12 protein-coding genes are annotated in these 12,169 nt (G+C 34.3%); all 12 read left to right on the plus strand.

All coding sequences use genetic code 11. The features are described from left to right. Positions 1–18 precede the first annotated feature (18 nt). The 12 genes from EHE21_RS14375 (at position 19) to icmH (ending at position 12,160) form a co-directional block, all read left to right on the plus strand. Entirely contained in the window at positions 19–393 is a 375-nt protein-coding gene (locus EHE21_RS14375) for a hypothetical protein (protein WP_194951032.1), read from the plus strand. 825 nt (positions 394–1,218) lie between these two features. Then, the gene (locus EHE21_RS14380) at positions 1,219–1,695 is read left to right on the plus strand and encodes a hypothetical protein (RefSeq protein ID WP_194951033.1); all 477 of its coding nucleotides are present in this window, start codon (positions 1,219–1,221) and stop codon (positions 1,693–1,695) included. A 268-nt stretch (positions 1,696–1,963) separates the two neighbouring features. Then, positions 1,964–2,260, plus strand: a complete 297-nt coding sequence (locus tag EHE21_RS14385; RefSeq protein WP_194951034.1) for a hypothetical protein — start codon at positions 1,964–1,966, stop codon at positions 2,258–2,260. Positions 2,261–3,006: 746 nt separating this feature from the next. After that, the gene (gene tssB / locus EHE21_RS14390) at positions 3,007–3,504 is read left to right on the plus strand and encodes a type VI secretion system contractile sheath small subunit (RefSeq protein ID WP_088494827.1); all 498 of its coding nucleotides are present in this window, start codon (positions 3,007–3,009) and stop codon (positions 3,502–3,504) included. A gap of 20 nt (positions 3,505–3,524) precedes the next feature. Beyond that, entirely contained in the window at positions 3,525–5,003 is a 1,479-nt protein-coding gene (gene tssC / locus EHE21_RS14395) for a type VI secretion system contractile sheath large subunit (protein WP_194951035.1), read from the plus strand. A gap of 5 nt (positions 5,004–5,008) precedes the next feature. Then, the gene (tssE, locus tag EHE21_RS14400; protein WP_194951036.1) at positions 5,009–5,446 is read left to right on the plus strand and encodes a type VI secretion system baseplate subunit TssE; all 438 of its coding nucleotides are present in this window, start codon (positions 5,009–5,011) and stop codon (positions 5,444–5,446) included. Position 5,447: 1 nt separating this feature from the next. After that, positions 5,448–7,232 (plus strand): type VI secretion system baseplate subunit TssF, encoded by a 1,785-nt coding sequence (gene tssF / locus EHE21_RS14405; RefSeq protein ID WP_194951037.1) that lies wholly within the window; start codon positions 5,448–5,450, stop codon positions 7,230–7,232. Continuing rightward, a complete protein-coding gene (tssG, locus tag EHE21_RS14410) occupies positions 7,196–8,245 on the plus strand; it encodes a type VI secretion system baseplate subunit TssG (protein WP_194951038.1) in 1,050 nt (349 codons plus the stop codon). Before tssF ends, tssG begins: the two co-directional genes overlap by 37 nt. Before the next feature lie 5 nt (positions 8,246–8,250). After that, positions 8,251–9,495 carry a type VI secretion system-associated FHA domain protein TagH gene (gene tagH, locus EHE21_RS14415; RefSeq protein ID WP_088494822.1) on the plus strand — a complete coding sequence of 415 codons (1,245 nt, stop codon included), beginning with the start codon at positions 8,251–8,253 and terminating at the stop codon, positions 9,493–9,495. Between the two features lies 1 nt (position 9,496). Beyond that, positions 9,497–10,051: a type VI secretion system lipoprotein TssJ gene (gene tssJ, locus EHE21_RS14420; protein WP_088494821.1), complete on the plus strand. Its 555-nt coding sequence runs from the start codon at positions 9,497–9,499 to the stop codon at positions 10,049–10,051. Positions 10,052–10,053: 2 nt separating this feature from the next. Then, positions 10,054–11,412, plus strand: coding sequence for a type VI secretion system baseplate subunit TssK (tssK, locus tag EHE21_RS14425; RefSeq protein WP_088494820.1), 1,359 nt, complete (start codon positions 10,054–10,056; stop codon positions 11,410–11,412). Continuing rightward, a complete protein-coding gene (gene icmH / locus EHE21_RS14430; RefSeq protein ID WP_088494819.1) occupies positions 11,405–12,160 on the plus strand; it encodes a type IVB secretion system protein IcmH/DotU in 756 nt (251 codons plus the stop codon). The genes tssK and icmH overlap by 8 nt, the downstream gene beginning before the upstream one ends. Positions 12,161–12,169 lie beyond the last annotated feature (9 nt).

Below are 12,169 nucleotides of genomic sequence, written 5' to 3' on the forward strand. Positions count from 1 at the left end.
AAAAATATTGTTGGCATTATGAATATAGAAAAAATAAGCTCTATTTTAAAAGAAAATGATTGGTGTGATATGGAAATATGTGGCTTCCATAAAAATGATCTAATCGTTAAAGGATGTTTGGATATAACAGACCAAAATTATTTTATTGAATTGAAATTTGGAAATGCAAGCTATATTGATGCACCGCTATCATGGACGATAGATACAACAAATGGGAAATTTATAAAAGTTACTGATAGAATACATTTTATAGAACACTTGCCAAACTACCAAAAATATTTTCATCTAGGTGGAAAATATTCATTTTCATTTTTAGCAGAGTTCTTTTCTTCAAAAGAATGGGTACATATAATTGCAGACTCTATTGAATATAAAATAATTGTTCAGGGATAAAATTTTATATAAATTAAAGAAATTTAATAAAGAAAATAATAAAAATACACAACTAGAATTTTTACATGAACAATGTTATTTTATAATAAAAAACCATTATAATACTTGATTTTTATAAAAGCTAGGTGAACTTAATAAGCATAATCTATCAGACTACTATCTAGTTATAATACAACCTATTCTTAATTAGTCACCATTGGATTAATATGGAAAACAGAATTTACAAGATTAAAGAAAAATGTGATGAAATTCTTTCATTTAATATATGGTTTAATTTAAATGACTCTTTTTTTAGCCGATTATTGAATTAATCGATATTGATAGCGATTTTCTTATAAATTTATATAGTACGGTTGAAGATAAATATCTTGAAATTTTATATCACAATACTATTATCATCCCTGTTATAGAATCTATCCAAAGTGAAAGTTTTGTTAATCATATTAAAAAACTAAAAAATAAACTTACTTTAATTGATGATCTTTTTATTTATGATATAGAGTCAGCATTATTTATTAATTACGATAAATCAAAAGATCCTCTAAGTGTAAATAAATTTAATAAAATTTATATGAAATTAAAAAATATCATTGTACAATCCTCTAATGAAATTTTTAGTGAAAAACAAATTATAGAAACATTAGAATCTATTATGAATTTTTCAGAAAATAACCACATGAGTATTTTAATTATATTCATGCTTACTGGTTAAGACTATATTTTAATAGAGCTTTTAGAGTTATCAGTCATCCTAAAAAAATAGAGTTTTATAAAAAACACTTATCATAAATTTTTCCAAATGGTTATTTTAATACGTTATAAATTATGAAAAACCCAACTAACCCCATCCAAAACAAATGGATAAATAATAAGCTAATCGGACTGGATCTTGTTTGTGAGCCGTCTGGATTGATAAGATTTATCGACATTGATTTTATTGATAATCCTCAATTAATACATTCCTATCAAAAGGAATATTTCCTTTTATATAAAGGTAAAACAACCTTCGATGATTTACTTCAAAGTAATGATGATCTTTGGTCTGAAATTCAGATAAATAATAAAATATTGATTGATGATAAATACATTCTATTCTGTGGTGAAGGTGAAATGGGGAGTGATGGTTTTATTGTCAAAACAGATATAAATAATAATATATTGTGGTTTTTATATTCAACAACTTCAAACCCATTTGTAAGTATAGAACGAAAAGGAAATATAGTTTACTTTCAGTCAACCTTAAATTTTCACATTGCATTAGATTTAATTAATAATGATATTTTTATCACCACTACTTTTTAAGATACTACTCATAGCCGTTTTATGCTCAATTGATTAAATTACACTAAGATTATTAACAATAAATATCTCATGATGCTCTATGATTAGCTACACAGAAAAAAATACGATTATCATAAATAACGATATCTACTTAACACCTACCTGTACCCTGAAAGATATCATAACTTCTCTTTACCCTTAGGAAAAATGGATAACCAATTCACTGGGTGAAACTGTCGCTTATCGGTTAGTTTTAGGTAAAGCGAAAAACCGATATGGTCGGTTATTTTTGATCACTCATTTTACATCACCCGCAAATGAAAACACCTTGCTAAGTTCATGGTACTTGGCACCCGAAAAATTAATGGATGGAATACAAAATAGCCCTAAAGGAAAAATAACCCACAATCTAAAACAATGGTTTCACCAAGAAACCGGAATCAAACTCCCGATTGCAAGTCAACAAATGCATATTGGTGTCTCTTACGATCCGTGGAATAGTTCAGGCTCTATCGTCTGCCATTATCGTTCAGGCTTCAATAGTGATATCGAATGGAAAATATTCCATAAACAAAATAAAGGATAATGGTAGCGAGTAAATTACCTTTATTTAAGTTAAATATCATATTGTCTATAAATCAGAGATAAGTAATATATCATTTAAAATCTTACCAATCATATTCGAAATGACTTAAGAATTCCTTCTTGTTTTTATCAAATAATTTCACTTAATATTATTCCCTTATATCAAATTTAACTTTCAATCATAATAATAACGACAGGTTACATTATTTTCACTTATATCACAGCTCTATTTTTCATCAAAACAAACATTAAATATAAAAAAATAAAATAAATAGCTGAACAGAAATTAAAGTAAAATTAACGTTAAATATCTTATACTTATAGAATCTTGGAATAAATAATTCATAGTGAAATTTCTATTTTCCATATTTGCAATTTAAATTAAATATAAATTAATTTATCCCTATCGAGTTGCATAATATGAGTAAAATAGATGAAAAAACTTACTTATAAAGTTAAATCATTATATTTAAATTAAATACGACACTAATTAAATGTAATGAAAAGTAAAAAACACTAAATATTTCTTATTGACTCAAGGACGGTTTTATATAAAACTAAATGCATATATTAGAAAAAATTACTTATTATTTTATTTTTAGTTATTATTTTATTTCTACCAGGAAAATTAAACTCATATAAGGTAATTACATTATTGCCTAGGATAGGTATTTCTTAATTTAAATTATTCATCAATACGCTGAGTATTTAATTAAGAACTTAAGCTAAATAAGGAGCTTAGTTTAAATGAGTAAAAATACTCTTGGTAGTGTTGCGCCCAAAGAACGTATTAATATTAAATACATCCCTAATGATGGTGGTGTTCAATCTGAAGTCGAATTACCTTTAAATATGCTTATTGTGGGCGATATGAAAGGGAAGACGGAAGAAACCCCCATTGAAGATCGTAAAACCATTTCGATAAACCAGAACAACTTTAATTCTGTTATGGAAAGCGCCGGTATTAATCTAAATATTGCGGTTCCAAATGCATTAGATGAAAAAAGTGAGTCTGATCTTAACGTCAATTTAGAGATTAAATCACTACAAGATTTTTCTCCTGATAATATTGCACGCCAAGTTCCTGAGCTAAAAAAACTATTAGAACTAAGAGAAGCGCTCGTTGCGCTAAAAGGTCCTCTTGGCAATATTCCTGCTTTTAGAAAACGTCTGCAAGAGCTTCTGGAAAATGAAGCCACACGCGAACAGTTACTCAAAGAGCTCGATATTGCTAGCCAAAAATAATATTTACAGAGGATTATTCTATGTCTTTAGTTAATGAAGCCCAACAAGAGCAGGCAATAACATCTGGTGGCTCTTTGCTTGATGAAATTATGGCACAATCAAGAATGTCGCCAGAAACTGAAGCTTATGATATTGCCAAACAAGGCGTCGCAGCCTTTATTAGTAATATTTTTGCTAATCCATCAGAAGAAGAGCCAATCAATAAACTGCTGATTGATAAAATGCTTGTTGAGTTAGACACTCAACTAAGTGCTCAAGTCGACCAAATTTTACATGCGCCAAAATTTCAAGAAATTGAATCTTCATGGCGTTCATTAAAATTACTTGTTGATCGTACTGATTTTCGTGAAAACATTAAAATCAATATCTTACATGCAACAAAAGAAGAGCTCTTAGAAGATTTTGAGTTTTCACCTGAGATTGTACAATCCGGCTTTTATCAGCATGTTTACTCTTCAGGCTATGGTCAATTTGGTGGTGAACCTGTCGCGACTGTGATTGGTAACTATGCCTTTAATAACACCACGCCTGATCTGAAATTAATGCAGTACGTCAGTGCCGTGGGCGCAATGGCTCATGCGCCATTTATTTCATCTGTTTCACCTAATTTCTTAGGCATTAATAGCTATGCTGAATTACCGGCTATTAAAGATTTAAAATCAGTATTTGAAGGCCCCGCTCACACAAAATGGCGTTCATTACGCGAATCTGAAGATGCACGTTATTTAGGTTTAACAGCACCTCGTTTCTTAGTGCGCTTACCTTATTCACCTACTGAGAATCCAATTAAGTTATTTAATTACTCTGAAGATGTGAAACAAGACCATGAGCATTATTTATGGGGTAATACCGCTTTCTTATTAGCAAGTTGTATTAATGACAGCTTTGCAAAATATCGCTGGTGTCCAAATATTATTGGTCCTCAAAGTGGCGGAACTGTGGGTGATTTACCTGTTCATAACTTTGAAGCGATGGGTGAATTACAAACTAAGATCCCAACAGAGGTTTTAGTCACTGACAGACGTGAATTTGAATTAGCAGAAGAAGGTTTTATCACTTTAACAATGCGTAAAGGTAGTGATAATGCGGCATTCTTCTCTGCAAATTCAGTACAAAAACCGAAAAACTATCCTAATACACGTGAAGGAAAATTAGCAGAAACTAACTATAAGTTAGGAACTCAACTTCCTTACATGTTTATTATCAATCGCTTAGCTCACTATATTAAAGTCCTACAGCGCGAACAAATTGGCTCATGGAAAGAGCGTCAAGATCTTGAGCGTGAGCTTAATATCTGGCTAAAACAATATATTGCGGATCAAGAAAATCCACCAGCAGATGTTCGTAGTAGACGCCCTCTTCGCTCAGCTCAAATCCAAGTTCTTGATGTTGATGGTGATCCAGGTTGGTATCAAGTGGCTATTCAAGTTCGCCCCCATTTTAAATACATGGGTGCAAACTTTGAGTTATCGCTTGTTGGTCGCTTAGATAAGGAATAAGTGCGATGACAGCTCTATATAATTTGGAAGACAACCCCGCTTCCAGTTTATTTGAGCGCATACAAGGGAAGAGCGTAGGCTCTTCCCAACGCGCGAAAATCCAAGCGTTACTCATGTCAATTAAGCAAAATTTAAATCAGGTTTTAAATAGCAGACCTTTAGGTTGCCAAAGTACTCCTGCTTTAGGCGTTCCTGATTTAAACGATGCGACATTAACAGGAGTCGATTTCAAGGTTCATTTATCCAATATTATTGCGGATTGCATTACGACTTATGAGCCAAGAATAAGCAATGTCACTGTTCATTTTATAGAAAATGAAGCAGAGCCCCTGTCACTGCAATTTAATATTACGGCTTTTATCTTATTAGAAAATCAAAAGCAGCTTATTGAATTTAACGTGCAATTAGACAGCAACCGTAGATATCAATTGACGCAATTTTAATATGTCTTCAAATCACTATTTTAATAATGAATTAAGTTATCTCGATAAACTTGAACAATATGTTGCAACTGAAAAACCGCAGCTTATTAATCAAATATCTGAAAGAGTGCGTGATCCTGATGCAGCGCGGCTTTTAGATGGCATTGCTTATTTATCAGGTAATTTACGAGAACAAATAGACAGACAATTTCCTGAACTGACAAACAGTTTAGTTAATATGCTATGGCCTGCTTACGCGCGTCCATTTCCTAGTATGACAGCAATAGAATATCGTACTGAAGCCACTCAAAAATGTGCGATAAAAATAGCAAAGGGGCAACCTTTTGTTAGCCGCCCACTCTATATTCAAAATGAATTAGCCGAAAATGATGAAGATAATTGGCATAAATGCCAATTTACGCAGTGTCGTGATTTATGGGTACTTCCAATACAAATAGCACAAGTGACTCAAAATCAAGACACGTTAGATATTCATTTTTCTCTAAACCAATTACAGTCGCTATCCACAGTTGGCTTAGAGAAACTGTGTATTTATCTTAATGGTCTTTCCTATACAACGACTCAGTTATTTTATTTATTAAATAGCAAAGTTAAAAAAGCAAAAATAACAACGGCTCAGCGTCAATTTACCTTAGAGAATTTTGCGGTTGAACCGATTGGTTTTCATGCGGAAGACTCTCTTTTGCCTTATCCGAAAAACAGTTATGAAGGATATCGCTTATTGCAGGAATATTTTTGTTTTCCTGAAGCTTTTATGTCTTTATCCATTCAAGGATTAGATAACATCCCTCCTGCTTTGGTTTCTGATACTTTTACATTATCAATTCAATTTGACAGTGATATTCCAGAAGCCATGCTAATCACGGAAGATTGCATAAAGATAAATTGCGTACCCGCTGTTAATTTATTTGGATCAGAAAGTGAAGCGATAAATTTAACGGGAAAAGAAACAGAATATGTTTTAAATAAAAGCCATAAAAAACAAGATTGTTATGATATTTTTTCGATAAATACGGTCCAAGGTTTGCGCTATATTCCGAATCAGCGTTCTTATATTACACGATACACAGCTTTTGAGAGTTTTCATCATCAAAATAATCAAGATAATCCCGAAAGAACGGGTTATTACCGTTTAAAAATAGCACATCATAAATCAAATTATGGTTATCAACACACCTTGTCATTTGTGCGAAACAATGAAGCTGATTTACTAAATTGTGAAGAAAGCATTTCAGTATCAATGAACTGTACTAATCGTACATTAGCTTCTTCATTGTCTTCTCATTCGATAAAGCTTGATGAGAACAACGTTATTTCAGGGGTGTTATCTGCTAGTAATATTATTAAGCCAACAAAAGCACTTTATCCTTTATTAGGAAATACGTTGTATTGGTCAGAACTCACTAATTTATCTATTAATTATCAATCTCTATTGAGCTTAACCGCACTCAAACAAATCTTACAGCTATATGATTTTAAAGCGACGTTTCATCAGCAATCAGCTCGTCAATCTCAAAAATGCCTCGATGCAATCACAAATTTAAAAACAGAGTCTATCGAGTATTTATATAAAGGCTTACTAGTAAGAGGTGTGAAAACAACATTATCGATACATCAAAATGCCTTTATTTCAGAAGGAGCGATGTATCTATTTTGTTCTGTATTAGCACAATTTTTCACCCTTTATACCAGCGTTAATATGTTTCACGAATTGGAAGTTATTAATTTAGATAATAAGGAAATTTATCTTTGGCCAGCGAAAATAAACCAGCAAATACTCAAATAACAGATATTGAGAAAATACAAAGCTGGCTAAATAAAAAAGCGGGCAAATCTGTTACTGAATACAGCTTCTATCAATTAGTTGAGTTGCTTAATAAACTGCATTCTCAAAAAACAGCATTGAATAATGAAAGCGTTATTCAGTTTAGATCAAGCGCTAATACCGCGTTTCCAACTCGTGATGTCGTTTCATTACGCCAAGATGAACAAGGTCAATTTGATCTTGAAGTCTCTTTTTTGGGTTTACATGGTAGCCAATCGCCATTGCCGGGTTATTACCTTGATCATTTCGCGTGGGAAGAAGCTCAACAAGCCAATCAATTAACGGATTATCTTAATTTATTTAATCACCGCTTAGTGACTTTACTCCATCGTATATGGCGTAAATATCGCTATTACATCTGTTTCGAAGATGGTGGCCACGACGCATTTTCTCGTCATATGTTCTCTTTGGTAGGGCTAGGAAGTGAAGCCAATCGTGGCATGATGAACATCAACCACAGCAAAATGCTGGCTTATGCTGGATTGCTTGCCAGTCCGAGTCGCTCTCCCGATGTTATTTGTAGCTTAATTTCTCACTGTTTTGATTTAGAAAAAGTTGAATTGATCGGATGGGAAATACGCAAAGTACCTATCCCTGAAGATCAACAAAACCGTTTAGGGATTATTGCTCGTCATTCCGGACAGAAATCTCGCCCCAAAATGGTTTTAGGTGAGAATTTTAATATTGGCTCTCATATCTATGATTGCAATGGTAAATGCACGATTGAAATCAGTGAATTACCACTCGATCGCTATATGTCGTTTCTTCCCAATGGCAAGGACTTTTTGTCACTTATTACTTTTGTTTCTTACATCATGCATGAACAACTTGCATGGGATTTACGCCTGCGTATCGCCGACAAACAGGCATATGGGATCTGCTTAGGTAAAGAACAACACAATCAATTAGGTTGGCAAAGTTTTCTCGGAAAACCAGAAGCCAATCCTAGTGTGACAATGACTATTTTGGAATAATATTTATGGATAATTATTTACCCACAATCTCTTTTCGCTTAATAAATAGTGAGTTGCTTGAAAGTGGCTATGTACCAAATAGTCAATTCACGCAACTTGGTGGCACGATTGGTAGCAGTAAACAATCACACTGGGTAATACAAGATACTCAATCATCTATTGCATCTACACAGTGCGCTATCGCTTGGCAAGATAAACAATTTTGTTTAAAAACACTGGCTGAGCCTGTTTATATTAACAACGCCCTGATCCCCATTCATATTGGGGCGGTCTGTTTATCTCAAAATGATCAGATCAAAATTGGGCAACTTGTTTTATCCGTTAATATCAATTTAACGCAAAACAATAAGCCTGATCTTATGGCGATGACACCACAATCGTTGATCGAGACTGATGATAATCCGCTCGATCCCCTGCTACAAAAAAATTCCCCTTCGGTTCATAAAACAGAAAGCCATATTATGCCTTTAGCTCCGACAGTTTCAGGCTCAATGACACATGATCCATTAAAAGCCCTTGAAAGCGAAAGCTTAGAGCTTATTCAAGGCTCATCATCTAACACACATCACTACGCTCTTTCTTCGCCTCGTTCAGATAACCAGGGAGATCTCATGGTTCAGGAATTTATGGATTTGCCAGAAATAACGTCTCAAGATAATGAAACAAATGCAGACGTAGACTATGTCGCAATTAATCCATTAATGAAAGGGCTAGGCGTACACCTTAACTTACAAAATTCACAGCAAGCAAATGATTTTCTTATTGAATTAGGAAAAACGACGCAATCTGCAATAAAAGGTTTGTTGGCATTACAACAGCAGGAAAATTTACAAGATAAACAACTGCGCCCAATTGAAGATAATCCGCTTCGTTTAAATAATGAATATGACAGTGTTATGCGTTTAATGTTTACCGATGAACGTAGCCCTGTACATTTATCTGCGCCTTCGGCTGTCGCAGAAAGCTTACATAATGTGCAATTACATTATTATGCTAATCAAGAAGCCATTTCCGCTGCATTAACCACACTATTAGAAGCATTCTCGCCAGAGCATTTATTAAAACGCTTTTCCCATTATCGTCGTAGTTACGACAATACTCCAAGTGATAGCGCTTGGGCTTGGGATATGTATACCAATTATTACAACGAGTTAGCATCATCTCGCCAACAAGGTTTTGAGAAACTGTTTTATGAGGTCTATACCCACGCTTATGACCGAGCCTTAAGAAAAGGGCTCGATGAGGTGTGATATGTCGATAAAAACATTCATGGCTTATCTCTTTTTTATTTTTGTAGCCACCCAATTAAGTGGGTGCAGTGGCCCTATTGAAGCCATGTCAAAAATAGGCAAAGTCATATGGGACCCATCAACGCCCGTGGGTAAAGAAAAAGAGCAATCCTCGGTTGTCTCATTCACATTATTAGCTGAGCCTGAAATCAATCCTAATCATCAAGGAGAAGCAACACCGGTTCAATTACAAATTGTTTATATGAATGAAGATTCGATCTTTGCCTCTTTAGATCAAGACCAAATTATTGAAGAAGATTGCGATCTGAAAAAACTATTAAAGAGAAATTATATCGATCATCAAGATTACACCCTTTTACCTGATCAATATAAGCCGCTCGATCCCATTGAGTTGGATAAAAAGAATAAGTATATCGGGATCATTGCCTATTACTCTGACGTCAATGTTACTCAATGGAAGAAAATATTAAAAATCAATGGGATTGGTCATTATTACAATCTGCTAGTCCATATCAAAGAAAATGAAATTGAATTTAGAAAAGAAGAGGATCAATAACAATGTCGACAAAAAATAAAGTGATATGGCATGAAGGGTTGTTTATTAAGCCTCAGCATTTTCAGCAACAGCAACGTTATCAAGACTATATTATTGAAACGCTGATAAAAACTTATCACGCTCATTACTATGGTTTAAGCCAATTGACGCTAAATACTGAATTATTAAGCCTTGGTCGTATTGGTCTTAAAGAAGCTTCTGGCATTATGCCTGACGGCACGCTGTTTTCTATTCCACAGCAAGATAATCTTCCTTCACCTATTGATATTTCACAAATTAATGAAGGCAGTGACAATGTGGTCTATTTGGCATTGCCGTTACAAAACAACACAGTCAGTGAAATCTCTCATTCCCATAATGGTAATCATTTATTAGCTCGTTATAGCGATGTATTAACACAAGTACGTGATTTGCATACTGAGAATGGAGATATCAGTCAGCTTAATATTGCAAAGCTTAATCCTATTTTAAAATTAGGAAAAACAGAGCTAGACGCTTATGTGATGTTGCCAATTTGCAAAATAAGAGAGATCAGCGCTGATGGTAGTTTAATTCTCGATAAAAACTATATTCCTACCTGTTTAAATTCAAGAATTTGCCCTATTTTAGCTGAGTTTTTAGCTGAAGTTGAAGGTGCCTTATTTGAGCGAGGACGCCAAATAGCAGAGCGTATAGGCTCCCCCGGTCAACAAGGTATTGCCGATGTTGCTGAATTTATGATGTTACAGCTACTTAATCGTGCTTATCCTCAGTTTTCACATTTATCTAAGCAGACAGTGGTTCACCCAGAGCAACTCTTTAAAGAGCTACTTCAATTTAATGGTGAAATTCAAACCTTTACTAATGGCTCTCGTTTGCCTGATAAATTACCGATTTATCGACACTATGACTTGGCATCGGGCTTTTTACCTCTAATTAAATCTATTCGACAAGCGCTAAGTGTGGTTCTCACACCAAGAGCGGTGCCAATTCCATTGCAAAAACAAGAACATGGTATTCGTGTTGCGACAATTCATGACAGACAACTTCTGCAAAGTGCTGAATTTATTATTGCGGTACGCGCTCAGTTACCTCAAGAGCAATTGCGTCGCCAATTCGCGCAACAGGCAAAAGTCACTTCAGTGAATCAAATTCGTGATTTAGTCAGTGTTCAAATGCCTGGTGTTGGCTTCATTCCGTTATCAACCGCTCCTCGTCAATTGCCATATCACTCAGGCTATACCTATTTCCGCTTAGATCCTCAAGGTGAATCATGGGCTGATATACAGAAACACGGAAATATTGCATTCCACGTATCAGGACAATTCCCTGAACTTGATATTCAACTTTGGGCAATAAGAAGTGGAACTCAACATGAGTGATTTATCATTAATACAAGAACTTACTGAAAAAAAAGTGAGCCATAAATCATATCAATTGCCATTACGCGGTAACAACATCAATCCAATGATTGATGTCGCGACACCGTTGCTGGGTATGGTGATCAGAATGAAATCAATGTCAGCAACTCCGCTATCAGAAAAGCTTTTTCAACAAGTGGTCACTGACATTCAAGCCATTGAACAACAACTTCAAACTCACGGTTATGAGCCAGGTGCCATTGTTTCATTCCGCTATGTGTTATGCACATTTATTGATGAAGCAGCATTAGAGTTAGGCTGGGATCAAGATAACGATTGGGTAAAACAATCCCTGTTAGTTCATTTTCATAATGAATCATGGGGTGGTGAAAAGGTTTTCGTATTAATAGAACGCTTATTAGGTGAACCTAAACGTTACCTTGATTTATTAGAGTTTATTTATCTCTGTTTATGCCTTGGTTATCGCGGTCGCTATAAAGTCAGCAATGGCTATGGAGATGACTTTAATAAATTACTTCGCCAACTTCAAAAACAGATCCAACAACTTAAAGGTGAATCTCAACCTGTTGTTTTATACAAAGAAAATGGCACTAAATCACATCAATATCGCTTAGGACAACGCTTTGGTGTTCGTTATATCGCCATTGGCTCACTGATCTTCGCCACAATTATTTATGCTATTTATGCTTCTAGATTGAGACATCAAACTCTCAATATTTTGGAACAGCTTAATACACTTCTTAGCTAGGACGCCCTT

The organism is Proteus sp. GOKU, assembly GCF_015475555.1.
Classification (GTDB): Bacteria; Pseudomonadota; Gammaproteobacteria; order Enterobacterales; family Enterobacteriaceae; genus Proteus; species Proteus mirabilis_B.

What these genes read in the sequence shown, in the direction of transcription:
- tssJ (WP_088494821.1), top strand. Translation starts at nt 9,497, where the DNA reads ATGTCGATAAAAACATTCATGGCTTATCTCTTTTTTATTTTTGTAGCC.
- EHE21_RS14375 (WP_194951032.1), top strand. Translation starts at nt 19, where the DNA reads ATGAATATAGAAAAAATAAGCTCTATTTTAAAAGAAAATGATTGGTGT.
- EHE21_RS14380 (WP_194951033.1), top strand. Translation starts at nt 1,219, where the DNA reads ATGAAAAACCCAACTAACCCCATCCAAAACAAATGGATAAATAATAAG.
- tssF (WP_194951037.1), top strand. Translation starts at nt 5,448, where the DNA reads ATGTCTTCAAATCACTATTTTAATAATGAATTAAGTTATCTCGATAAA.
- tssC (WP_194951035.1), top strand. Translation starts at nt 3,525, where the DNA reads ATGTCTTTAGTTAATGAAGCCCAACAAGAGCAGGCAATAACATCTGGT.
- tssE (WP_194951036.1), top strand. Translation starts at nt 5,009, where the DNA reads ATGACAGCTCTATATAATTTGGAAGACAACCCCGCTTCCAGTTTATTT.
- tssB (WP_088494827.1), top strand. Translation starts at nt 3,007, where the DNA reads ATGAGTAAAAATACTCTTGGTAGTGTTGCGCCCAAAGAACGTATTAAT.
- icmH (WP_088494819.1), top strand. Translation starts at nt 11,405, where the DNA reads ATGAGTGATTTATCATTAATACAAGAACTTACTGAAAAAAAAGTGAGC.
- tssK (WP_088494820.1), top strand. Translation starts at nt 10,054, where the DNA reads ATGTCGACAAAAAATAAAGTGATATGGCATGAAGGGTTGTTTATTAAG.
- tagH (WP_088494822.1), top strand. Translation starts at nt 8,251, where the DNA reads ATGGATAATTATTTACCCACAATCTCTTTTCGCTTAATAAATAGTGAG.